The organism is Devosia sp. SL43, from assembly GCF_021729885.1.
Taxonomy (GTDB): domain Bacteria; phylum Pseudomonadota; class Alphaproteobacteria; order Rhizobiales; family Devosiaceae; genus Devosia.
Map to the genome: position 1 here is coordinate 2,105,279 of NZ_CP063401.1, position 22,873 is coordinate 2,128,151.

Below are 22,873 nucleotides of genomic sequence, written 5' to 3' on the forward strand. Positions count from 1 at the left end.
GTCGGCAGCGACATAGCATTTTTGTTCACCCTGTCACCAGCCGCCTGAGCAGATGCTCACTCTGCGGGCTTTGGATAACGGGCAGACCACCACGCGGTCCAGCGCTCTTCCAGCGCGGCGAAGTCGGCATCGCTGAGGCCATAGGTGGTCAGCAAGATCGAGCCACCGCCATGCGGGCGCTTGGGCGATACGCCCATATCGGTAACGACCAGCAGCCCGTTACCCCATTGCTCGACGGTCAGCGCTGTCTGGAAATGCGTCTGGTACCAGACCTGTCCCGAGGCAGAACCACCAGGGCTCGGTGCCGCCGCATAGGGCGCACCGGCCGGAAGACTGACGGTTTCGCCGAGCCCGAGCTCCGCCGATGGTTCGCCAATCCCGGCCTTGCTGGGCCCTGACAGATAGACCGTATGTCGCCGCTCGCCCGGATGCCGCTCGAGCATCAGGCGCAACTGCTGGAAGAAGTTGATCCAGCCCTGGCTGATATCTTCATAGACGCCCGTCCAGTCGATCGGCGCCCCGCCCGACCGAACGAGCCGCAGGCGCGTACCAAAGCCATCCTCCGTCAGTTCGATGGCATCGGCAGACCCCTCCCACTCACCGAACTGCACAACCCGTCGCGCCGGATCGCCGGTGGCATGATCCACGAAGATGAACTTGATCTCCTCGGCGAGAGACTCTGCATCCCAGCCGAACCACTGCTCAATCTGCGCCGGATCACGCAAGGCGTCCCACACCGTCTCAATGGGCGCCGCAATGGTGATGTCGACCACAACCTGTTTGCTGGCTTCGTTCATTTGACGTCTCCTCAATTGACCGGTTTGGCCGGCGCATCGGCAACTGCAGGGTGGGCGCCGACCATCAGGTGATAGCCACGCCGATCGTCGCCCGGCGCATATCGCGCCGCGAGTTCAGCGATCGACTGCGCCAGCGCTGCGGAAAAATCCTCGAAATCCTGTGGTCTTGCGAAGCCCAGATCGGCCTCGATCGTGAAGGTCAGCAGCCGCTGCCCCGCCGCTTCTGCAGCGCTGCGCATGCGCGTCACCTCGCGCACCACCGTGCCCGCCGCCTGCACCAGATGCGCCGCAGCATTGGCATCCTGCATGTCGACGGCGCGACCGGCACCCAACATTGCCGGATCGAGCACGAAGTCCTCCGCCACGGCGACGAGCACGCGCTCGACAAAGCCCCGCCGCTTGCGCTCCTCAACCAGACGCACGAGGCCGGCCTCTTCCAGCGCCCGCAAATGGTAGCCCAGTTGCTGCCGCTGCAGGCCCAGCCGCTTGGCCAGGCCAGCGGCTGAGCTGGGCTCACGCAGAGCCTCAAGTAGGCGCCGCTTGACCGGCTCCAGCACGAGTAGCGCTTTGTCCGCATCGTCGATCAAGGCTGTGGTCGCTGCTTCCATCATGTCTCGACGCTATAATTGACAAATATGTTTGTCAATTATGCCACGCCTACCCACTACTACGGGCCTGATCCCAATTCCTCCCAGCGCGCCGTTGTCGAGGCGTCCCCTTTCCCCTATCGCTTCGCCCGTATTGCCGGGAGCACCTTGCGGTGGTCGACCAGTCGTGTTGACCTCGCCGCATGATGTCGATCAATCGGCACAAGGGCCGGGAGCGTTCCGGCGGGAGAGGGGAGGATAAAATGCAAGCTCTTGCTTTGCTTGTCCGCACGATCAGCGGATTGAACCGCATCGTCGGCGAAGTCCTGTCATGGCTGGCGCTGGGCTGCGTGCTGGTCTGTTTTGGCGTCGTCGTGCAGCGCTATGCGTTCAGCACATCCACATTGTGGATGCAGGATCTCTATGTCTGGCTCGGCGGGGCCATGTTTACCGGCGTGGCCGGTTTCGCCCTGATGCGCGACGATCACGTGCGCGTCGATATCTTCTATCGGCCCGCCTCGGTGCGGCGGAAGGCGATCGCCGACCTGTTCGGCGTCGTCGTGTTCCTGCTGCCGTTCATCTACGTGGTCTATACCTACACTTCGCCCGCCGTGTTGCGGTCGTGGAGCTATTACGAGGGCTCGGGCAATATTGGCGGCATGCCGGGCCTGTTCGTGCTCAAGAGTTTCATCCTGGTGTTCTGCCTGCTTGTGGGTCTGCAGGGCCTCGCCATGGCTGCCCGCTCCATCCTGGCGCTGGCCGGCCGCGAAGACCTTTTGCCCGATGACCTGCGCTACGGCGCCCGCGAAGCCAAGGAAGCCCATTGATGGATCCCGTTCTCATTGGCGAAATCCTCGCCGGCCTGATGTTCCTGGGCGTTATCGGCGTACTCATGCTCGGCTTCCCGGTCGCCTTCTCGCTGGCCGGCACCGCCCTGCTGTTCGGCCTCGTCGGCTGGTGGCTTGGGGTCTATGACCCCTCCAACTATGGCTCGCTGGCCGGCCGCTATATTGGCCTCATGACCAATGAAGTGCTGGTCGCCGTACCGCTCTTCGTCTTTATGGGCGTGATGCTGGAACGCTCCGGCATTGCCGAGCAACTGCTGCTGACCATGGGCAAGCTGTTCGGCAACCTGCGCGGCGGCCTCGGTCTCTCGGTCATCCTGGTGGGTGCCTTGCTCGCCGCCTCGACCGGCGTCGTCGGCGCCACCGTGGTCACCATGGGCCTGATCTCGCTGCCGGCCATGCTGCGCGCCGGCTACGATCCCAAGCTCGCCACCGGCGTCATCTGCGCCTCGGGCACGCTGGGCCAGATCATTCCGCCCTCGACCGTGCTGATCTTCATGGGCGACATGCTCTCGGGCATCAATGCCCAGGTGCAGATGGAAAAGGGCAACTTCGCGCCCGAACCCGTCTCGGTGGGTGCGCTGTTTGCGGGTGCCATCATTCCGGGCCTGCTGCTGGTGGTGCTCTATGCCGCCTGGATGATCTTCAAGGCCGTCACCGACCCAAAATCCTGCCCGGCAACGCCGGTGCCGGAGGCCGAGAAAGCCGGGCTGTGGAAGGAAGTCGTGGTCGCGCTGATCCCGCCCCTGCTGCTGATCCTGGCCGTGCTGGGCTCAATCCTGGCCGGTATTGCTACCCCGACCGAGGCCGCTTCGGTCGGTTCGGTGGGTGCCATCATCCTCACGGCCCTGCGCTGGAAGCTGACCTTCTCCATCCTGCGCCAGGCGGTGATTTCCACCGCGACCATCACCTCGATGGTGTTCATCATCCTGTTCGGCGCGGCGGTGTTCTCCATCGTCTTCCGCATGATGGGTGGCGACAACCTGGTGCACGAGTTCCTCTCGTCCATGCCGGGCGGGGCGCTTGGTGCCACCATCATCGTCATGCTGATCATGTTCCTGCTCGGCTTCATCCTCGACACCTTCGAGATCATCTTCATCGTGATCCCGATCACCGCGCCCGTGCTGTTGACCCTGGGTGTCGACCCGATCTGGCTGGGCGTGATGGTGGGCGTGAACCTGCAGACCAGCTTCCTCACCCCGCCATTCGGCTTCGCCCTGTTCTATCTGCGCGGCGTGGCGCCATCCCGGGTCACCACCGGCATGATTTACAAGGGGGTGGTGCCGTTCGTGCTGCTGCAGGTTACCGGATTGGCGATCCTGTTCCTGTTCCCCGACCTCATCACCTGGCTGCCCAGGCTGATCTACAACTGAGGCACCCAGCATCCCCAAACAAGGGCTCGGATGGCATCACCATCCGGGCCCTTTCTCTTGGACCTCTAGCCAACAAAAAGCCCCACCGCCGGAGCGGTGGGGCCATCGGTCTTGAGTTGGGCCAGAGCGATTAGCTCAGCGTGAAGTACTTCTGGCGCGCCGCGAGGAACAGAGAGTCGGTGCCCTCGGTCTTCTGACGCACGATGTTGAGCGAGGCGATGAAGCTCTCCGCCGTCTTCTTGGTGAGGGCATCCCCGCTTTCACGAATCTCGGTGAGGAGTTCGGCAGCAGCCTTGGCACCCGCTTCCAGGATCTCATCGGGGAACTGGCGGATCTGCACGCCATGCTCGCTGACGAGCGACTGAAGAGCGCGCGGATCGTTGGCGGCAAAGTCTGCCGCCACGTTGTCATACTCAGCCTGGCAGCAATCCTTGACGATCGCCTGCAAATCCCCCGGCAGCGCCGCGAACTTGGCCTTGTCGACGACGAGTTCAGTGGCGAGGCCCGGCTCGATGAAGCTGGGGAAGTAGTAGTTCTTGGCGATCTGGTAGAAGCCGAGCGCCAGGTCGTTATAGGGACCGACGAATTCGGCGGCGTCTAGCGTACCGGACTGCAGCGCGGCGAAGATCTCGCCGGCAGCAAGGTTGGTCACCGAAGCGCCCAGCTTGCCCCACACCTGGCCACCGAGGCCGGGGGTGCGGAAGCGCAGGCCCTGCACGTCGGCAAGGCCGGTGAGCTCATTCTTGAACCAGCCGCCCGCCTGAGTGCCGGTATCGCCTGACAGGAAGCCCTGCAGGCCGAACTGGTCGTAAATTTCGTCCCAGATTTCCTGGCCGCCCATGTGGCGGACCCAACCGGTCATTTCGCGGCTGGTCATGCCGAAGGGCACGCCGGTGAAGAAGCTGAGGGCCTGGCTCTTGTTCTGCCAGTAATAGGCGGCGCCATGGCTCATTTCGGCCGAGCCATCGATCACAGCGTCCAGCGCCTGCAGGCCCGGCACCATTTCGCCAGCGGCAAAGACCTGGATGGTCAGCCGGCCACCCGAGGCGACGGTAATGCGCTCGGCGAGGCGCTGTGCGCCGACCCCGAGGCCCGGAAAGTTCTTGGGCCAGGTGGTGACCATGCGCCAGTTGATATTACCCTGCGCAATAGCCGGGGTGGCCAGCGTTGCCGCTGCCGCAGCGCCGATCGTCGCGACCGAAGCCGACTTGAAGAACTCGCGTCTTTTCATAATTCCTCCCAAAGGATGCGGCATTGGCGCCGCGCGATTTGATTTGCCGCCATCTCCCAAACCGGCACGAGGGCGGACTCGTGCACGCGACAGAGTTGCGCCCCACGCACCAAGTGTCCAGAGCGGGCAGGCCGCGCCGGATTGGACTCTCCGCAGGCCTACCCACTAATACGCAGATCGGCACGGCGTCGGCATGCTAGTATGTCACGATCGGGTTGAGGAGCCTGAGCGCGACCATGAATCTCAGACAGAAAATTCTGGCCCTGTCGGTGCTACCGCTGGTGCTGGCCATCCTGGCCATCACCGCGCTCGTGACCTCGCAGTCGACGCAACTGGCGCGCGCCAGCATCGCTACCTTCGAGCACAACCTGCTCAAGGCCAAGGAAAGCGAACTGCTCAACCTGACCAACATGGCCGTCTCCGCCATTGCCGATATCTACCAGGCGGCTGACGCCGATGATCAGGTCGCCAAGGGCAAGGTGCAGGCCATTCTCTCCGCACTCGACTATGGGCCGGATGGGTACTTCTTCGCCTACGACTACGATGGAGTGAACATCGTCCATCCGCGCCAACCATTCCGGCAAGGCCAAAACTGGCTGCACCTCACCGATCCTGATGGCAACCAGGTGATCTACGAGCTGATCGAGCGCGCCAAGGAAGGCGGCGGGCTGCACCAGTACAAATGGGAGAAACCGTCGACGGGCCAGGTCGCCGACAAGCTCTCCTTCGCGGTGGGGCTCGACAAGTGGCGCTGGATGCTGGGCACCGGCGTCTATCTCGACGACGTCTTCGCCCAGACTGCCGCCGCCGAGGCCGATTTGCGCCGACATATCGACACCACCTTCATCATCGTGGCGGCGATCACCGTACCCATCGTCTTCGCAGTCTTCCTCGCCAGCTTCCTCGTCACCCTGCGCGAGCGGCGCCTGGCCGACAGCAAACTCAAGGAACTGGCGCAGCGCGTTGTCGACACTCAGGAAGAAGAGCGCGCCCGCATTGCCCGCGAGTTGCATGACGGCATCTCCCAGACCATGGTGGCGGCACGCTACATGCTCGATCTCGCCGCGACCAAGGTCCGCAGCGGCGCTGACGACGCCGCCGACGTCATCGAACGCGGCCGCCAGGGGCTCAACAACGCCATCAAGGAAGTCCGCCGCATCTCCCATGACCTGCGGCCCGGTGTGCTGGACGACCTTGGTCTGACGGCGGCCCTGGAGGCCCTCACCGACAGCTTTACCGAACGCACCGGCGTCGCCGTCGAACTCAAGTCGGTGGCCTTCAAGAACATGATCCTGCCCGAGGCCCGCACAGCGCTCTATCGGGTGGCGCAGGAGGCACTGACCAATATCGAGCGGCATGCCAATGCCACACGGATTCGCGTTGTCATCACCAGCGCCGGCAATGGCCCGCAAATGTTGATCGAGGACAATGGGCAAGGCTTTACCCACCAGCCAGGAGGCCGCAGCCGAGGCCTCGGCCTGCGCAATATGCAGGAGCGCATGGAGTATTTTGGCGGGTCGCTCGAAGTGCGGAGCACCACCAAGGGCACGATGCTGAGGGCCCGCCTGCCCAAATCGACCTACATCACCCAAAAGCCTGAAGCGGTCCCAGCATGACGGCCCACGCACCCATCAGGGTCCTGATCTGCGACGACCATCCGCTGGTGCTCGAAGGCATCCGCTCGGTGGTGGAAACCTTCGGTCATATCAAGGTGGTTGGTGCTGTGCGCTCGGCCCATGCGGCACTTGCTTTGGCCGAACAAGAAAACCCCGACGTTGTCATGATGGACATCAACATGCCCGAACTGAGCGGGCTCGACGCCATCGAACTGTTCCGCGAGCGCCTGCCGCGGACCCGCCTGCTGATGCTGTCGATGCACGACAGCCGCGAATACATTTCTACCGCCGTCATGTACGGCGCCTCCGGCTATATCCTCAAGGACGTCTCGCCCACCGAGATCATTTCGGCGATCGAAGCGGTGGCCGCCAACGGCACATACTTCTCATCAGGTGTCGCAGAGGCCATTCTGCAGAAGGGCACCAAGTCCAGCGCCGTCGTTCCCCTGACCACCCGTGAACAATCGGTGCTGCTGCTGGTTGCGCGGGGACATTCGAACAAGGACGTGGCGGCGGAACTCGACATTTCCGTGCGTACCGTCGAAACGCACCGCAAGAACATCAAGAAGAAGCTCGGCATCGGCACCACCGCCGGCCTCACGCGCTACGTCATCGACCATGGCCTGATGGCCGCCGACTGACGGTCCCGAAATAACTTTGCGAAAGCGCGGATTAAAACCCTCCCCCCCGATGTTGACACCATTGAGGGCCGCATCGACGGCCCCGCAACATGGAGGGAAACATCCCATGAAGTTCCGTTCGATCCTGGCCGGTGTGGCCGCTCTCGCTCTACTCGCTATGCCCGCTTTCGCCGTCGACTATCTCGGCGGTGCCGTCAAGTCGACCGATATCGGCGGCAAGATGGTCCTGACCGATACCAACGGCATGACACTCTACACCTTCGACAAGGACACCAATGGCGACGGCAAGTCCGTCTGCAACGGCGACTGCGCCGTCAAGTGGCCGCCGCTGATGGCCGATGCCGCTGCCGCCGCCGATGGTGACTTCACCGTCGTGACCCGCGACGACGGCTCCAAGATGTGGGCCTATAAGGGCTGGCCGCTGTATTACTGGTACGAAGACGTCGCTGCCGGCGACATCAAGGGTGACGGCGTCGGTGGCGTCTGGCACCTTGCCATCGAGTAAAGCCTAGGCGGTTCATGGACCAATTTCTCGACGAGGTCGAAGCCTGCGTACCGGCCCTCAGGCGCTATGCCCGGGCGCTGACGCGCAATGCTGACCTGGCCGATGATCTGGTTCAGGATTGCCTCGAACGCGCTATCTCCAGGCGCGGCCTGTTCCGTCCATCGGGACCGGTCCGCGCCTGGCTGTTTACAATCCTGCTGAACCTTTATCGCAACGCACTCCGTTCCTCCCATAGACGGGGCGAGACAGTCGACATCGACAGCGTTCCAGAACCCTCGACCCCGGCTCCACAGCCGGGTCATATCGCGCTGGCCGAGATGGCCCGTGCCATCGACACCTTGTCACAGGAGCAAAAGGAAGCCTTGCTGCTCGTCGCTCTCGAAGGCCTGCCTTATCAAGAGGCCGCCGACATCCTCAATATCCCACTGGGCACGCTGATGAGCCGCCTCGGCCGAGCCCGCGCGGCCCTGCGCCTTGCCACCGGCACGCCGGCCGAACCGCATCTGAGGACTGTCAAATGAGCGAGATCACCCGCGACACGCTGATGGCCTATGCCGATGGACAACTCGACGGCGCCGAACGCACTAGGGTCGAAGCCTGGCTCGCCCTCAATCCCGATGCCACCGCCGAACTCGCGCTGATGCAGCGCCAGAACGACGCCATCAGGACCCTCTTTGCGCCCGCCGGCGCCGAGCCCGTCCCGGCCCGCCTCAAGCCGCGCCGCATCGCCGCCGAAATCGATCGGGGTCGCATGCGGTCCTGGCGCTGGGCGGCTGCCGCTGTGGTACTGGTCGGCCTCGGTCTCGGCACCGGCTGGTTCGCCCGCCCGCTGCTCGAAGCCCAACCCGCCAGCGCCCGGCTGATCGCCGACGCCGTCAACGCGCACACCGTCTATGTCGCCGAAAACCGCCATGCCGTGGAGGTCGCCAGCGACGACAGCGAGCATCTCTCCACCTGGCTTTCCAACCGCCTCGACACCACTTTGGGCATGCCCGACCTGACAGCCGAAGGGTTCACCCTGGTTGGCGGACGTCTGTTGCCCGGCGAGCCTGATACCGGCGGCCGCGCCGCCCAGCTGATGTACGAAGATGCCGCCAAACAGCGCGTCACCATCTATGTGACCGCCGCTCTCGCCGATCGCGCCCCGGCCTACCAGTTCGCCAACTACGACGGCGCGGAGGCGTTCTACTGGGCCAATGCCCGCATCACCTGCACGGTGGTGGGAACGTTGCCCGAGGCGCAGATGAAAGCTGTGGCAGGCGCGGTTTATGCGCAGCTGACCGAGGGCGATGTGACGGCGGATCGGTATCAGGGGCTGTAAGGAAATCGCCCCATCCACGGGTCATTCCGGCGAAGGCCGGAATCCATGTCCGTGGTTCGCCAATCCAGCGCGCGGCTGGGTCACCGCATGGTTTGCTGCCCCCGCCGGAATGACACCACGAAAACTACCCACGTACAGCCACCGGCGCATTCCGCTTCGGAATATCGTTCGAATAGATATTGTGCAGCCCGACATTGAGAATGTCGCGCTCGCCGCACAGCGCCATGGTCGTATCGAGCTCCTTGCGGATGATGTCGAGCACGCGCGTCACGCCCGCTTCGCCGCCTGCGCCCAGCCCATAGAGCATCGGCCGGCCGATGAACGTGCCCTTGGCGCCGTAGGCCAACGCCTTGATCACATCCTGACCCGAGCGAATGCCGCTATCGAGATAGACTTCGGTCTTGTGCCCCACCCGCTCGACGATCTCGGGCAGCACGCGAATGGTCGACGGCGCGCCGTCGAGCTGCCGCCCGCCATGGTTGGACACCACGATGGCATCCGCGCCATTGTCGATCGCCGCCTGCGCATCGTCAGGATCGAGCACGCCCTTGACGATGACGGGGCCGCCAAAGCGCTCCTTGACCCATTTCACATCAGCCCAATTAAGCGCCGGATCGAACTGGCTGGCCGTCCAGGCCGACAGCGACGCCAGGTCGTGATCCCCACTCACATGCCCCACGATATTGCGGAACGTGTGCCGCTTGGTGCCCAGCATGCGCGCACACCAGATCGGATGCTGCATCATCTGCCAGATCGAATAGGCGGTGAATTTTGGCGGGGTCGACAGCCCGTTATGAATATCCTTGTGCCGCTGGCCGAGGATCTGCAGGTCCATGGTCAGCACCAGCGCCGAGCACTTGGCGGCCTTGGCCCGGTCGATCAGCCGCTCGATGAAGCCGCGGTCGCGCATCACATAGAGCTGAAACCAGAACGGCGCCGTCGTGTTCTCGGCAATATCCTCGATCGAGCAGACCGCCATGGTCGAGAGCGTGAACGGAATGCCGTATTTCTCGGCTGCCTTGGCCGCCTTGATCTCCCCATCGGCCACCTGCATGCCGCCCGTCGCTGCCGGAGCGATGGCCACCGGCATGGTGATCTCTTTGCCCAGCATCTTGGTCTTGAGATTGCGGCCCTCAAGATTGACCGCCACCTTCTGCTTGAGGCTGATCTTGTTGAAGTCGCTTTCGTTGGCCCGATAGGTGCCTTCGGTATAGCTGCCCGAATCCGCATACTCGAAAAACATCTTGGGCACGCTCCGACGCGCCTTGGCCTTCATCTCGTCGACAGTCAGGATCTTATCGAGTGCGGCCATGTCGGGCTCCGGTGTTGTCTTGCCCTAGCAACTAACATGTTAGTCGTCAATGCGCCCGCGCTTGCACTTGCAATGCGCCACGCATGACCCTTGCCACCGCTCCGGCCATCCCGTCATATGCCACAAAGACCGGGAGGAACGGCATGGCTGTCGGCGGCGAAGCGCTCGAATTCATTGACAGGAAATTCTACGACCTGGCAATCGGCATCGCCGCGCTCGAAGTGCTCTACGATGGCTGCCGCTGGGCCGAAGGTCCGGTCTGGTTCGCCGACGGCAATTACCTGGTCTGGAGCGACATTCCCAACAACCGCATGCTCAAATGGGTGCCCGACCTCGGTATCACCACCTTCCGCACGCCCTCCAACTACGTCAATGGCAATACCCGCGACAACCAGGGCCGGCTGATCTCCTGCTCGCATGGCGCCCGCGCCGTCTTGCGCACCGAGCCCGACGGCACGGTGACGACGCTGGTCGACACCTATCAGGGCAAGCGCCTCAACTCACCCAATGACGTCGTGGTCAAGTCTGATGGCACCATCTGGTTCACCGACCCCACCTACGGCATCCTCAGCGACTACGAAGGCTACAAGGCCGATCCCGAACAGGGCGGCTGCTACGTCTACCGCTTCGATCCCTCAGACGGTTCATTGACGGTCGTCGCCGACGACTTCGCCAAGCCCAATGGGCTGGCCTTCTCGCCGGACGAGTCCATCCTGTACATCTCCGATACCGGCCAGAGCCACGACCCCGACTGGCCGGCCCATATCCGGCAGTTCGACGTCAATGGCGCTAGGCTGACCAATCCCAAACTCTTTGCAGATATCGATTCCGGCCTGCCCGATGGCTTCCGCCTCGACACCGAGGGCAACATCTGGACCAGCGCCGGCCTGGGCGTGAACGTCTACAATCCCGCGGGCGCCCTGCTTGGTCGCATCAAGACCGGCGCCAAGACGTCCAACGTCACCTTCGGCGGCCCCCGCCGCAACCGGCTTTTCATCACCTGCAGCCAATACGTCATGACCACCTATGTCAGCGCCACCGGCCTGCAGCGGCCTTGAGTGACATCGCCCAGACCACCCTCGATTTTCTCGCGCCACTGCCCGTCGAGCAGCAGCAAGCTCTGTTGGCGTTGCGCGCCGAAATCCGTCATGCCGCGCCCGACGCCGAGGAATATATCGGCTATGGCATCCCCGCATTCCGCCAGGATGGCGCTCTGGTATCCTTCGGGGCAACCAGAAACCACTGCGCCTTCTATGTTCAGAGCCCGGCGGTAATGGAGATTTTCGCGGATGCGCTCAAGGGCATGGACACGTCCAAGGGAACGATCCGTTTCCAGCCGAGCCAACCGCTGCCTGCCGAACTTGTGCATCGTCTGGTGAGGGCCCGACTGGCCGAAAATGCTGCACGCAAGGCCAGTCGTTGAGCGACGAACCTGGCCCCTTCATCCTACATATCCAACGTCACCTTCGGCGGCCCTCGCCGCAAGCGGCTTTCATCACCGGCAGCCAATAGGTCGTGACCACTTATTTCAGGCCAGCGGCTTACGGCGCCCCTAGAGATTATCTGCCAGACGCTCAGCGAAGCTGGTATGGGTGATAAGGGGCGATAACCGGAATGTAGCTTTGACCGACCAAGATAAGGAGGCAGCGTCCGTTGGGGAGCTGCTCGATACGCCCAACCTGTCCGATGCGCTCGAAAGCGACCGGTTCAAGCAATTCCTCGACCATGTGCCGTTTGGCATAGCCGTAGCCGAATTGCAGCCGGAAGAGCGGCTTGCCTATGCCAATATCGAGTTTGAACGGCTGCTTGGCACGTCGGCCGATAAGCTGCAGGGTCGGCCATGGGCAGTGCTGCCCCCTGATGCCGTCGCGCGCGACAATGGCGAACCCCTGAGCCAGGCCGTTGCCCTGCGCGACGACTATATCGGCACCTTCCTGATCAAGCGCGAAGGGACGGAGATTACCGTCGACGCCTGGTCCAACATCATCGAGGATGATGCCGGCAACCCGACCTTCCGGCTGGTTGCGCTCGCCCAGACGGCCCACCGCACGCCCGAAAACGAGGCCAGCCTCAAGACCCAGATCCAGGAAAAGGACACGCTGCTGCGGGAGCTGCAGCACCGGGTCAAGAACAACCTGCAGATGATCACCGCGCTGATCCGCCTCGAAGCGCGCAACATGCCCGATGATACCAGCAGCCAGGCCTTCCAGCGCCTGGCCGGACGCATCTCTTCGCTGGCTTTGCTCTACCAATCGCTCTCCGAGGATGGGCAATCGGAAAGCGTCGATCTCGGCGTCTATCTCAGCCAGGTAGCCTCGGCCGTGATGGCGGCTCACGCCGTCGAGGGTATCCGCCTGAATCTCCAGGTCGATACCTGGCCGGTCTCGGTGAATGTGGCCATGCCCACGGGGCTAGTGGTCAACGAGCTGATGATCAACGCGCTCAAATATGCCTTTGTCGGCCGCGACGGCGGCACGATCTCGCTGCATTCGCTGGTCGACGAAACCGGCTGCCGCGTCACCATTTCCGACGACGGCGTGGGCCTTGCCGAAGGCGCGACCTGGCCCAAGCCCGGCAAGCTCAGCGCCCTCATCGTCCATTCGCTGGGGCAGAATGCCAAGGCCAAGGTTACAGTGGATTCGGTCCCCGGCGCCGGGCTCAAGGTTTCGATCTTCTTTGCCCGCGCCAACGCCGAGCCCGAAGTGGTCTGACTGCGCGCGACGATGACCGATCCGATCACCGCCTTCATCGTGGCCAATCTCGAGTTGCGCCCGCTGCCGTCGCTGCCCGCGATCAGCCTTTACGTCTCCCATGCCCGCAGCCGGCTCTCACGCCTCGCCAATCCCGAGGACACCGATCCGCCGCCGCCCTATTGGGCCTTCCCATGGGCCGGCGGGTTGGCCTTGGCACACCATTTTGTTGAGCATCCCGAGTTGATCGCGGGCAAGCGCGTGCTGGATCTGGGGGCAGGTTCAGGGCTGGTGGGAATCGCTGCGGCCAAGGCCGGGGCAATTGTGTCCGCCGCGGAGATTGACCCGAATGGCCGTGCGGCGATTGCCCTCAATGCAGCGGCGAATGGGGTGGAGGTTGCACTGATCGATGTCGACCTGCGCGCCGCGCCACCGGCGGAGATCGAGATGATCGCCGCGGGCGATGTGTTCTACCATGCCGATGTGGCGGCGTTGATGCTGCCGTTCCTCGAACGCTGCGCAGCGGCAGGCATCGACGTGATGATCGGCGATCCGGATCGGCGGGACTTGCCGGTGCAGCGGCTGGAACGACTGGCGTCCTATGCGGTCGGTGACGTTGGCGACGCCCGGACCAGCGCCGAACGGGTTGGGAGTGTGTATCGGCTCGCCTAACCACAGCGTCGCTAGTGGGGTGCTACTTGCCCTTCTTCGCCTTCGGCGCCGGCAGTGCATCCGCTGTCGCCTTCACCAGCCCCGCCATCCACTCCGCATCATCCCACCGATCGCCATCGATCAGGAAATACATCTTCGATCCCGGATAGGCCTCGGCCTCCGTCACCTCGCCAAGATAGGCCCGCCCCGCCTCGGTCGGCTTGACGAACAGCTGGTCGTCGCAGATGAAGGCCATGACCTTGCCGTCGCAATACATGCCGTATTCGCCAAACATCTTCCTGGCCGTCATCGTCCCAGCATCGGCGGTCTGCTCGAGAATATAGTCGACCGTTTTCTGCTGGCTGCTCACATCGTCGCCCCGACCTGCCACGGCACGAATTCGTTGTCGCCATAGCCCAAAGCTTCCGACTTGGTCGGCTCGCCCGAGGCGACGCGCAGCATCAGGTCGAAGATTTCCTGCCCCTTGGCCTCGATGGAAACACCCACACCCTCGACGATATCGCCGCAATTGATGTCCATGTCCTCGCGCATGCGGGCATACATGTCCGAATTGGTGGCGAGCTTGATCGACGGCACCGGCTTGCAGCCATAGGCCGAGCCGCGCCCGGTGGTGAACGCCAGGATATTGGCGCCACCCGCCACCTGCCCCGTCGCCGAAACCGGATCGAAGCCGGGCGTATCCATGAAGACAAAGCCCTTCTCGGTGACCTTCTCGGCATATTCATAGACCGCCGTCAGCGGCGTCGTGCCGCCCTTGGCCGCCGCGCCGAGTGACTTTTCGAGAATGGTGGTCAAACCACCCAGCTTGTTGCCCGGCGAAGGATTGTTGTTCATCTCGCCATGGTTGCGCTGCGTGTAGTCTTCCCACCAGTGGATACGGCTGATCAGCTTCTCGCCGACTTCCCGCGATACGGCGCGCCGCGTCAGCAGATGCTCGGCGCCATAGATTTCCGGCGTTTCGCTGAGGATAGCGGTGCCACCATTGCGCACCAGGATATCGGCGGCATAGCCCAGAGCCGGGTTGGCGGTGATGCCCGAATAGCCGTCCGAGCCGCCGCATTGCAGCGCCAGCGTCAGCTCCGACGCATCGATGGTCTCGCGCTTGGCCCGCGCCGCCACCGGCAGCATTTCCTTCATGCGCTCGATGCCCCATTCGATGATCTTCTTGGTGCCGCCGCTCTCTTGGATGGTCATGGTCTGGAACGTGTCGCTCTCGACGATGCCGTACATTTCCTTCATCCGGCCGATCTGGAACACTTCGCAGCCCAGCCCCACCAGCATGGCCGCGCCCAGATTGGGGTTGGACGTATAGCCCCACTGCGTGCGCTTGAGGATATCGAAGCCCTCGCCCCGGCTCTCCATGCCGCAGCCCGTGCCATGCACGAACGGCACCACGCCATCGATTTCGGGATAATCGTCAAGAATGCCGGAGCGATTGATGCCCTCGGCGATGAACTTGGCCACCGTGGCCGAGCAGTTCACCGAGGTCAGGATGCCGATATAATTGCGGGTGCCGACCGAGCCATTGGCCCGGCGATACCCCTGAAACGTTGCCCTCTGCCCCAGCGGGATCATCTCCGGCGCCACGGCTCCTTCGGCAAACGCATAGTCATGCGTCAGCGTGCCGTCGGGGCCACCCATGCCGCAATTGTGCTCATGCACCCAGTCGCCCGGCGGAATGGCTTGATTGGCAAAGCCGATGATCTGCCCGAACTTGACGATCGCCTCGCCAGCCCGAATGCCCTGCATCGCGAACTTGTGCCCGCGCGGCACGCGACGGACGATGGTCACGCCCTGTGGCGTTGCCGTGCCGACCTCCAGATTGGCAAGCGCCACCGCGATATTGTCGGCAGCATTGAGCACCAGCGTTCTGGCCTCGGGACGGGTCATGGTTTCGGACATGGGGATGCTTTCAGGGGGCTGGGTCTCAACTGCGCTTTACGCCGGGACCATTTGCCGCCAGATTGCGCCCGCAATCAGCAGCGATGGGCGTTGTAAAGCACCACGGCTCTAACTAACATGTTAGCATGAGATCAGCGCAAAGTCCTTACTCTTTTCTCGTTCGCCCAACGGCTTTGGCACGCGGCAGCGTGACGGCTGACGTCACCAGTGCGATCCGCCAGGCGATCGTCTCCCTGGCTTTGCCGCCCGGCAGTGTCATCGACAAATCCGCCATCTGCGAACAGCTCGGCGTCTCCCGCTTCCCTGTCAGCGAAGCCCTGGCGCGCCTGCAGATCGAGGGCCTAGTCGATATCGCCCCGCAGCGCGGCTCCACCGTGTCGCTGGTCCGCATTGCCGATGTCCGCGAATACATGCTCATCCGCAAGGGCCTTGAATCCGAAGCCCTGCGCGTCCTGATCGGCAGCCACGATGCCACGCTGACCGAGGCGCTCCATGCCAATATGGCCGCCCAGCGCGAGGCTGCCGAGCGCGACGATTCCGAGGCCTTCCACCAGATCGACATCGAGTTTCACGACATCATCTACCGCTCGATGCGCTTCACCAAGGTCAAGGGCATCATCGATTCGGCCCGCGCCAATCTCGATCGCGCCCGCCGTCTGATCATCACCCCCCGCCGCCTGGCGCTGACCATTGCCGAACACCAGGCGATCTTCGATGGCATCCTGGCCGGCAATCAGGACCAAGCCAACAAGGCCATCCGCGCCCATATCGACGCGGTCATGGTCGAGCTCTTCGCCTTCGCCCGCGAACACCCCGACATGTTCGCCGATGGCCATACGCTAGGCACGGATCAGGACAGCTTCCCGTTCGGGTAGGCGCAAAACATGACCGCGGCATCATTTGCCGCAGTGAAACACGAGGAATCATGCTCAAGAATATCCCCGCTTTGCTCGGACCCGAGCTTCTCTCCACCCTGCGCGCCATGGGTCACGGCGACGAGATCGTCATTGCGGACGCCAATTTTCCCGCCGCCTTTCTCGGACCGAAGCTCATCCGTGTCGATGGCCGCTCGGCAACCGACGTACTCGACGCCGTGCTGACCGTGATGCCGCTCGACGAATTCGTCGACGAGGCCGCGTTCGGCATGGCCGTGGTGGGCAACCCCCAGGCCCGCGAGCCGATCTACGACCTGTTCGAAGAGATCATTCATCGCCACGAGCCCAAGATGGGCTTTTCAACCCTCGAGCGCTTTGCCTTTTACGATCGTGCCAAGACGGCAGCGGCCATCGTCCAGACCGGCGAGAGCCGCCTCTACGGCAACATCATCCTCAAGAAGGGCATCATTCGCCCGTCGTGATCGGGGCAATCGAACCGATTGGACCAAGGTCGCCCTCGACAGACTAACATGTTAGCCGCTAGGACCGTGGCCAACCAGAACCGGAGTATCCCATGAAACTGCTGCGCGTTGGTGCCAAGGGCGCCGAAAAGCCCGCCATCCTGGCCGAAGACGGCTCCATCCGCGACCTCTCCGGCATCGTCGGCGATATCGGTGGTGACACGCTGACCCCGGAAGGCCTGGCCAAGATTCGCGCCGTCGATATCGGCGTTTTGCCCAAGCTGAGCAGCAGTGACCGCATTGGCCCCTGCGTTGGCAATGTCGGCAAGTTCATCTGCATCGGCCTCAACTATGCCGACCACGCCGCCGAAAGCGGCCTGCCGGTACCCGCCGAGCCGGTGATCTTCATGAAGGCCACCAGCGCCATCATCGGCCCCAATGACGACGTCATCATCCCCAAAAACGCCATCAAGCCGGATTGGGAAGTCGAACTGGGCGTCATCATCGGCAAGGAAGCCCGCTATGTCGACGAGGCCGACGCCCTCGACCACGTCGCCGGCTATTGCGTTGTCAACGACATCTCCGAGCGCCACTTTCAGACCGAGCGCGGCGGCCAGTGGGACAAGGGCAAGGGCTGCGACACCTTCGGCCCGATCGGCCCCTGGCTGGTCACCAAGGACGAAGTCACCGACCCCCAGCAACTGGGCATGTGGCTCGATGTCGACGGCCACCGCTACCAGAACGGTTCGACCAAAACGATGGTCTTCGGCGTCGCCCACATCGTCAGCTATGTCAGCCAGTTCATGAGCCTGCAGCCCGGCGACATCATCACCACAGGCACCCCGCCTGGCGTGGGCATGGGCATCAAGCCGAACCCGGTCTGGCTCAAGCCCGGCAACGTGATGCACCTGGGCATCGACGGGCTAGGTGAGCAGACGCAGAACGTGAAGGCATACAGCGCCTGAGGTTACACGCCCTCGTGGTTCGAGGCGCCAAGTGGCGCACCCCACCATGAGGGCTACTTCTTCAACTGCGCATGTTGAGACCTCATGGTGAGGTGCGAGCCCTTCGCGAGCCTCGAACCACGAGGGCGGGCGGCCCTAGTCCCTCCGCGCCACCAGATCGATCTCCACCAGCGCCCCAACCGCCAGCGCCGTCACCCCCACCGTCGTCCGCGCCGGCAGCTTGCCCGCCTCGAAAAATGTCGGCCACAGCGCATTGAGCGCGGCATAGTCCCGCTCGAACGCGGTCAGATAAATCCGCGCCATGGTGACATGCTCGAGCCCAAGCCCGATACCACCAAGCACCACCTTGAGATTCTCGATCACCCGCCGCGTCTGCGCCTCGATGCCCTCGGGCAATGGCGCATCCGGTGCTGCCGGATCGGTCGGCATCTGCCCGGTGACGAACACCCAGCCATCAGCCTCGACGGCATGCGAAAACGGCGCGACCGGGCGCGGCCCGGAAGCAATCATGTGATGCAGAAGCGGACTCATTGGGACATTCCAGAAGGATAGGGCTTGAGCGTCGGCGCTCGACCAGCCATATGTCAAGCACCGGTGGGCGTTGCGCACCACTGTTCAGCGCGATGAGACCGATAGCACGATGTTCGACATCTTCCACACCGTGTCGGCCTACCTTGAAAGCTTCCTCGACGCCATATCAGGCAATTTCTGGCTCACCTTCTGGTTCATCTTCGCAGTGGCCATCGGCGAGGCCGTGTTCATCCTCGGCCTCTTCGTGCCCTCGACCCCCGTCCTGCTGATGGCAGGCGGCATCATCGCCGAGGGTCGCCTGCCGTTCTGGGAAGTCTATTTCGCCGCCGTGATCGGCGCCATCATCGGCGACGCCATCTCCTACACGATCGGCCATTTCCTCAAGGATTCCATCAAGGAAATCTGGCCGTTCAAGAACCACAAGGCATTGATCGCCCGGGGCGAAGTCTTCTTCGCCCGGCATGGCGGCAAGGCCGTGTTCATCGGCCGCTTCATTCCGGGCGTGAAGGCCGTGATCCCCGGTGTGGCCGGCATCATGGGCATGAAATACGGCCACTTCACCATCATCAACGTCACCTCGGCCTTTGCCTGGGCCGCCGCCCATATCCTGCCCGGCATGCTGCTGACGGCTTGGCTCAAGTCGATCGGACTGTCGCTCGAACTGGTGATTGTCGTCGGCACGCTGATCCTGGCTGGGCTATTCATCCTGCTGCATTACCACCGCCGCACCCTGCTGTTCTTCGCACCCTGGCTCGGCGGTTTCGGCCGCTCGCTGCAGGCCCGCTGGGCCGCCAAGGAAGAAGTGCACTGATCACGAAGTGATGTCTTGCGGACGGCCTCGATAGGGATCACGTTCGGGACTATCATGCGTCGCTCGATCATCAGGTATCGCTTCGTCCTGACCGCCCTTCTGGGGCCGGGCGTCGCTTTTTCCGCAATCATCCCGGCGCCGCTGGCACAAACCGAGCGTGAAAGCGCAGCTCTCGATGCGCTTTTCGCCAAGCTCAAGTCCGCTCCTGACGAAACTGCGGCCCGCGCCATCACCGATCAGATCTGGCTTTACTGGACCACGCCGGCCGATCCCGATCTGGCCACCCGCATGCGGGACGTGCTGATGCTGCGCCAGCAGGCCGATTTCCCCGCGGTCATCGCCGCGCTCGACGACATCGTCGCCGATTATCCCACCTATGCCGAGGCCTGGAATCAGCGCGCCACCATCTATTACCTGCTCAGCAACTACGATCAGTCCATGGCCGATATCGAGAAGGTCCTGGAGTTCGAGCCGCGCCATTTCGGCGCTCTAGTCGGTCGGGCCGTCATGTATAAGAACCAGGGCAAGGAGGCTCTGGCGCTGCGAGACATGGCTGCGGCCCTCGCCATCCACCCCTTCCTCGCCGAGCGCGCCCTGTTCCCTGAACTGCTTGAGGACGTCACCCGGATTTGACCGGTTGACCCGCTCTGCCACTGCGCCCATATGCTGTTGCAGTATAAGCGGAAGTCCTGACCATGAACGACAATGAACTGACCGTCGTGCGCGAAGACGGCCCGACCCGCGGCCGCTATTTCATCAAGCTGTCGCCCGATGCCGAAGCTGAAATGACCTTCCGCAAGGGCGAGGACGAAACCATCATCATCGACCACACCGGCGTCCCGCCGGCCTTCGAGGGTCGCGGCATCGCCGCCAAACTGGTCGCCCACGCCATTGCCGACGCGCGCCAGAACGGCTTCAAGATCACCCCGGTCTGCTCCTACGTGGTCGCGCAATTCCGCCGCCATCCTGAATGGGCCGACCTCAAGGCCTAGGACCCTGCCGCGCCCTCGTGGTTCGAGGCGCTGAAGAAGCGCACCTCACCATGAGGGCTCATGGTACATCGAGTTCACAGTAGCCCTCATGGTGAGGCGGGAGCTCTTGCGACCCTCGAACCACGAGGGCCGCCTATCTTCCCGAAGCACTCTGCCGTCGAAAGATCTCCGTCAACCGCGCCAGTGCCACCAGGTGGATATTCTCCGCCGTCTTGGGTTCCTTGAGACACGTCACCTCGGTCACAACAGTGAACGTCGCCCCATTGCGCTCGCCCGAAGCGGCGAATTCCAGCCGTTTCTTCTCGGGCAGATAGCGCGAATAGGTCACCTTGAACTGCATCACATACCGTAGCGCACGACGTCCTGATTTTCGGCCTTGATGCTGTCGAGCTTTGCCCAGGGAATGGTGATGGTCGGCGCGCCATAGGCATAGGCCGAAACCTCATAGGGCTCGAACTGGATCACCAGGCCATAGGCGTCCGACAGGTCCCAGCGCGACGGTTCGACCACGATCTCGGCAATGTCGCCCGCCGACTCGATCTGCAGCCACTCCTTGTGCTCGACCTGCAGCTGTTCCCACGCCGCTTCGACCAGTGTCGTCTTCCAATCCTCGCCACTGAACATATCGGACGCGATCAGCCCGCGTCCCTCCGGCACGTAATAGTGCAGGTAGCTGATGCCCCAATTGCCATGCGCCGCCCCGTGGCCATACCAGTAGTTGCTGACCTGCAGCGTGATCCGCGTGGTGCCCACAACTTCCTTAACCGCCAGCGTCACGCTGGCATCGGCCGACGGGTCGAGCTCCTCCACATCGCCGCCGTTGGCCAGCGAGGCGATATCGGTCTGGTTGAGGGCATTTTCCATCACATAGTCGTTGAAGAACCCCGCCAGCGGATCGTCATTGTCCAGCAGCGGCAGCACCAGCTCGTGGCTGGCCACCTTCCAATACGAGTCCGGATTGGCCGCCTCGGCTGGGTCCGGCAGCGCCACATGGAAGCTCTTGAGATAGAAACGGTGCCCGCCCTGCATCCGGCTCAATTCCAGGGAGTTGCTGCGCGTCACGAACGCCTGCAGCAGGCACCCGGCCGCCTCCTCGTCATAGCGGCCCGACGTCAGCGGCTCAGCATCGTCAGTGCAGGATCGCTGTGCAAAGTCCAGCCAGTTGCGCTGGTCCGCCCGCATCACGCCCACCGCCTCTTTGGTCAGCCCGCCCGTCGCCGTCGCAAACGCCTTGGCCAGCACCTCGTCAGCCGCTGATAGATCGGGCATGTCGCAGATGGCGTGCTCGAACGGCGTCGACGCCTTGGCGCAATCGAAGCTGGCCGCCGCGGCCGGCACCGCCAAAAGGCCAAGAAAGAGCATCGCGATGGCAGCAATGCGGTAGACGATCACGGTGCCTCCCCTGGAGGCCGGTGGATGAGATGGCATCATAGTCGCTAGTTCCATATGCTGATATCGGCGCCCCTGAACGTCATCACATCGACCAGCACCGACCAGGGCACCACAACGGCCGGGCTACCGGCCGGTTCAATCTGGCCGGGCTCAAACTCGACCATCATGCCGGCGTCCGTGAAGCTCCATTGCAGCGGATCGTCGACGGCGAAAGCCACATCTGCGGCATCGACGGCTGGCGCGTAAAGAATATCGGGGGCGATCCGCTCCGCGATGAGAACAGCCAGCGTCTCTTGCCACCCCTGCTGCTCGAACAGGTCGGACGCTTCCAGTGGTCGCGCCTCGTCGAACCAGAAATGGAACATACCGAAGCTCGTATCGTATTCGGCACCGTGGTTGTATCGCGCGGTGTCCAGTCGCACCGACAACAGCGCATCATTATGCGCCACGATCCGCATCAGCACCGCGTTGTCCTGCTGCGCCTTCGTGTCGTCCGCAGCCTTTCCGGCAAAGTCCTTGTACTTGCCCGAGTAAGCAGTCGTGATCTCGGCGGCAGCGGCATTGAAAGCCAGCGCAAAGGCGTCGAAGCCATCGATCCGCAGGCTCGACGTAACCTTGCGCGCCACCTTGAACTCGGGGTTGTCGTTGGCCAGGGCGGCGTAGCGGTCGACCGTGTAGAACCGATAGCCATGGACCAAGCGGTTCTGTTCGAGGATGGCCAATCGCTCGAGGTAGAGCTGCCGCAGGCAGATTGGCCGTTCGAATTCCGGCACCGTACCTCGGCGCAGGTTTTCGTCGGCGCAGACCGTATCGATGTAGTTGAGCCAGTCGCTCTGGCCCTGTCGCGCGACGATGCCGGCCTCCTCGGTCAGCCCGGCCATCGCATGCGCGAAGGCGAGAGCCAAGGTCGAGTCCATGGCGGACAGCGTTTCATCGCTGCAAATCGACTTTTCGACCGGTGTTTCTGCCGCCTCGCACGAAAAACTGGCGGCTTGCGCCGGCACCAGCAGCAGCGACATTCCGAACAAGAGGGCAGCGATGACCAAGCGCATGGCGATGTTCTCCGAAGCGCGAGGACTATACACGGTCGGGACCGACCGACAATTGTCAGCGCCGGGCCAGCTTCGGATCGACCTCGGAGGCCGTTTCAGGGTCGAACACCACCACCCGGTTGCGCCCCTCGCCCTTGGCCACATTGCAGAATGCCGCCATGAAGCCACGACAATTGGCGATGCCGGTGCTCGCGAACCCGGCTTTCGAGCAGTCGCGTTGATCGTCCACAGCAACCGCCATTTCGGTAAGGGCGGCTGACAGCCGGCCGATCTCGTCCTGCCGCCGGTTAACATGTTGCTGC

At 63.1% G+C, this 22,873-nt stretch carries 28 protein-coding genes; 17 read left to right on the forward strand and 11 right to left on the reverse strand.

Going from position 1 to position 22,873, the window contains the following annotated elements; all coding sequences use genetic code 11:
* Positions 1–56: 56 nt before the first annotated feature.
* Together IM737_RS10295 and IM737_RS10300 are read right to left on the reverse strand one after the other, a co-directional pair.
* Entirely contained in the window at positions 57–797 is a 741-nt protein-coding gene (locus IM737_RS10295; protein ID WP_236899819.1) for an SRPBCC family protein, read from the reverse strand.
* Positions 798–808: 11 nt separating this feature from the next.
* Complete coding sequence (locus IM737_RS10300; RefSeq protein ID WP_236899820.1) at positions 809–1,405, reverse strand: ArsR/SmtB family transcription factor; 597 nt, start codon at positions 1,403–1,405, stop codon at positions 809–811.
* A gap of 242 nt (positions 1,406–1,647) precedes the next feature.
* On the opposite strand from IM737_RS10300, the gene IM737_RS10305 reads away from it, so the two are divergent.
* Together IM737_RS10305 and IM737_RS10310 are read left to right on the forward strand one after the other, a co-directional pair.
* The gene (locus IM737_RS10305) at positions 1,648–2,211 is read left to right on the forward strand and encodes a TRAP transporter small permease subunit (RefSeq protein WP_236899821.1); all 564 of its coding nucleotides are present in this window, start codon (positions 1,648–1,650) and stop codon (positions 2,209–2,211) included.
* Positions 2,211–3,602, forward strand: a complete 1,392-nt coding sequence (locus IM737_RS10310; protein WP_236899822.1) for a TRAP transporter large permease — start codon at positions 2,211–2,213, stop codon at positions 3,600–3,602. The genes IM737_RS10305 and IM737_RS10310 overlap by 1 nt, the downstream gene beginning before the upstream one ends.
* 130 nt (positions 3,603–3,732) lie before the next feature.
* Here the strand turns inward: IM737_RS10310 and IM737_RS10315 are convergent, their stop codons facing one another.
* Positions 3,733–4,833 carry a TRAP transporter substrate-binding protein gene (locus IM737_RS10315; RefSeq protein WP_236899823.1) on the reverse strand — a complete coding sequence of 367 codons (1,101 nt, stop codon included), beginning with the start codon at positions 4,831–4,833 and terminating at the stop codon, positions 3,733–3,735.
* Positions 4,834–5,069: 236 nt separating this feature from the next.
* Here IM737_RS10315 and IM737_RS10320 point away from each other — a divergent pair, with 236 nt between their 5' ends.
* The 5 genes from IM737_RS10320 (at position 5,070) to IM737_RS10340 (ending at position 8,916) form a co-directional block, all read left to right on the forward strand.
* The gene (locus IM737_RS10320) at positions 5,070–6,449 is read left to right on the forward strand and encodes a cache domain-containing protein (protein WP_236893806.1); all 1,380 of its coding nucleotides are present in this window, start codon (positions 5,070–5,072) and stop codon (positions 6,447–6,449) included.
* Positions 6,446–7,090, forward strand: a complete 645-nt coding sequence (locus IM737_RS10325; RefSeq protein ID WP_236893807.1) for a response regulator — start codon at positions 6,446–6,448, stop codon at positions 7,088–7,090. The genes IM737_RS10320 and IM737_RS10325 overlap by 4 nt, the downstream gene beginning before the upstream one ends.
* A 106-nt stretch (positions 7,091–7,196) precedes the next feature.
* The gene (locus IM737_RS10330; RefSeq protein WP_236893808.1) at positions 7,197–7,595 is read left to right on the forward strand and encodes a COG4315 family predicted lipoprotein; all 399 of its coding nucleotides are present in this window, start codon (positions 7,197–7,199) and stop codon (positions 7,593–7,595) included.
* A 14-nt stretch (positions 7,596–7,609) separates the two neighbouring features.
* Entirely contained in the window at positions 7,610–8,116 is a 507-nt protein-coding gene (locus IM737_RS10335) for a sigma-70 family RNA polymerase sigma factor (RefSeq protein WP_236893809.1), read from the forward strand.
* The gene (locus IM737_RS10340; protein WP_236893810.1) at positions 8,113–8,916 is read left to right on the forward strand and encodes an anti-sigma factor family protein; all 804 of its coding nucleotides are present in this window, start codon (positions 8,113–8,115) and stop codon (positions 8,914–8,916) included. Before IM737_RS10335 ends, IM737_RS10340 begins: the two co-directional genes overlap by 4 nt.
* A 124-nt stretch (positions 8,917–9,040) precedes the next feature.
* Here the strand turns inward: IM737_RS10340 and IM737_RS10345 are convergent, their stop codons facing one another.
* Positions 9,041–10,228 (reverse strand): alpha-hydroxy acid oxidase, encoded by a 1,188-nt coding sequence (locus IM737_RS10345; RefSeq protein ID WP_236893811.1) that lies wholly within the window; start codon positions 10,226–10,228, stop codon positions 9,041–9,043.
* A gap of 143 nt (positions 10,229–10,371) precedes the next feature.
* On the opposite strand from IM737_RS10345, the gene IM737_RS10350 reads away from it, so the two are divergent.
* The 4 genes from IM737_RS10350 to IM737_RS10365 all read left to right on the forward strand — a co-directional run bounded on the left by IM737_RS10350 (position 10,372) and on the right by IM737_RS10365 (position 13,590).
* Positions 10,372–11,286, forward strand: a complete 915-nt coding sequence (locus IM737_RS10350; RefSeq protein WP_236893812.1) for an SMP-30/gluconolactonase/LRE family protein — start codon at positions 10,372–10,374, stop codon at positions 11,284–11,286.
* A complete protein-coding gene (locus IM737_RS10355; protein ID WP_236893813.1) occupies positions 11,283–11,651 on the forward strand; it encodes an iron chaperone in 369 nt (122 codons plus the stop codon). Before IM737_RS10350 ends, IM737_RS10355 begins: the two co-directional genes overlap by 4 nt.
* 199 nt (positions 11,652–11,850) lie before the next feature.
* Positions 11,851–12,939, forward strand: coding sequence for a sensor histidine kinase (locus tag IM737_RS10360; RefSeq protein WP_236893814.1), 1,089 nt, complete (start codon positions 11,851–11,853; stop codon positions 12,937–12,939).
* Positions 12,940–12,951: 12 nt separating this feature from the next.
* On the forward strand, positions 12,952–13,590 hold the full coding sequence (locus IM737_RS10365) for a class I SAM-dependent methyltransferase (RefSeq protein ID WP_236893815.1): 639 nt from the start codon (positions 12,952–12,954) through the stop codon (positions 13,588–13,590).
* A gap of 22 nt (positions 13,591–13,612) precedes the next feature.
* Here the strand turns inward: IM737_RS10365 and IM737_RS10370 are convergent, their stop codons facing one another.
* Both IM737_RS10370 and IM737_RS10375 read right to left on the reverse strand, forming a co-directional pair.
* Positions 13,613–13,939 carry a TfoX/Sxy family protein gene (locus IM737_RS10370; protein ID WP_236893816.1) on the reverse strand — a complete coding sequence of 109 codons (327 nt, stop codon included), beginning with the start codon at positions 13,937–13,939 and terminating at the stop codon, positions 13,613–13,615.
* Positions 13,936–15,492, reverse strand: coding sequence for a UxaA family hydrolase (locus IM737_RS10375; protein WP_236893817.1), 1,557 nt, complete (start codon positions 15,490–15,492; stop codon positions 13,936–13,938). The genes IM737_RS10370 and IM737_RS10375 overlap by 4 nt, the downstream gene beginning before the upstream one ends.
* Before the next feature lie 188 nt (positions 15,493–15,680).
* Between IM737_RS10375 and IM737_RS10380 the strand changes: the two genes are divergently transcribed.
* The 3 genes from IM737_RS10380 to IM737_RS10390 all read left to right on the forward strand — a co-directional run bounded on the left by IM737_RS10380 (position 15,681) and on the right by IM737_RS10390 (position 17,793).
* Entirely contained in the window at positions 15,681–16,367 is a 687-nt protein-coding gene (locus tag IM737_RS10380; protein ID WP_236893818.1) for a GntR family transcriptional regulator, read from the forward strand.
* Between the two features lie 50 nt (positions 16,368–16,417).
* Positions 16,418–16,849, forward strand: coding sequence for an RbsD/FucU family protein (locus tag IM737_RS10385; protein ID WP_236893819.1), 432 nt, complete (start codon positions 16,418–16,420; stop codon positions 16,847–16,849).
* A 92-nt stretch (positions 16,850–16,941) separates the two neighbouring features.
* Positions 16,942–17,793, forward strand: coding sequence for a fumarylacetoacetate hydrolase family protein (locus IM737_RS10390; RefSeq protein ID WP_236893820.1), 852 nt, complete (start codon positions 16,942–16,944; stop codon positions 17,791–17,793).
* Positions 17,794–17,928: 135 nt separating this feature from the next.
* Here IM737_RS10390 and IM737_RS10395 read toward each other — a convergent pair whose 3' ends face one another.
* The gene (locus tag IM737_RS10395; protein ID WP_442874201.1) at positions 17,929–18,303 is read right to left on the reverse strand and encodes a RidA family protein; all 375 of its coding nucleotides are present in this window, start codon (positions 18,301–18,303) and stop codon (positions 17,929–17,931) included.
* A 91-nt stretch (positions 18,304–18,394) separates the two neighbouring features.
* Here IM737_RS10395 and IM737_RS10400 point away from each other — a divergent pair, with 91 nt between their 5' ends.
* The 3 genes from IM737_RS10400 to IM737_RS10410 all read left to right on the forward strand — a co-directional run bounded on the left by IM737_RS10400 (position 18,395) and on the right by IM737_RS10410 (position 20,127).
* Positions 18,395–19,135, forward strand: a complete 741-nt coding sequence (locus IM737_RS10400; protein ID WP_236893822.1) for a DedA family protein — start codon at positions 18,395–18,397, stop codon at positions 19,133–19,135.
* A gap of 54 nt (positions 19,136–19,189) precedes the next feature.
* Positions 19,190–19,768 carry a tetratricopeptide repeat protein gene (locus IM737_RS10405; protein WP_236893823.1) on the forward strand — a complete coding sequence of 193 codons (579 nt, stop codon included), beginning with the start codon at positions 19,190–19,192 and terminating at the stop codon, positions 19,766–19,768.
* Positions 19,769–19,830: 62 nt separating this feature from the next.
* Complete coding sequence (locus IM737_RS10410; RefSeq protein ID WP_236893824.1) at positions 19,831–20,127, forward strand: GNAT family N-acetyltransferase; 297 nt, start codon at positions 19,831–19,833, stop codon at positions 20,125–20,127.
* Positions 20,128–20,260: 133 nt separating this feature from the next.
* Here IM737_RS10410 and IM737_RS10415 read toward each other — a convergent pair whose 3' ends face one another.
* The 4 genes from IM737_RS10415 to IM737_RS10430 are packed head-to-tail and all read right to left on the reverse strand — an operon-like array spanning position 20,261 to position 22,800.
* Positions 20,261–20,467, reverse strand: coding sequence for a hypothetical protein (locus IM737_RS10415; protein WP_236893825.1), 207 nt, complete (start codon positions 20,465–20,467; stop codon positions 20,261–20,263).
* Complete coding sequence (locus tag IM737_RS10420; RefSeq protein WP_236893826.1) at positions 20,467–21,519, reverse strand: DUF3298 domain-containing protein; 1,053 nt, start codon at positions 21,517–21,519, stop codon at positions 20,467–20,469. The genes IM737_RS10415 and IM737_RS10420 overlap by 1 nt, the downstream gene beginning before the upstream one ends.
* A 44-nt stretch (positions 21,520–21,563) precedes the next feature.
* Entirely contained in the window at positions 21,564–22,571 is a 1,008-nt protein-coding gene (locus tag IM737_RS10425) for a lysozyme inhibitor LprI family protein (protein WP_236893827.1), read from the reverse strand.
* Positions 22,572–22,626: 55 nt separating this feature from the next.
* Entirely contained in the window at positions 22,627–22,800 is a 174-nt protein-coding gene (locus tag IM737_RS10430; protein WP_236893828.1) for a hypothetical protein, read from the reverse strand.
* Between the last annotated feature and the right edge of the window lie 73 nt (positions 22,801–22,873).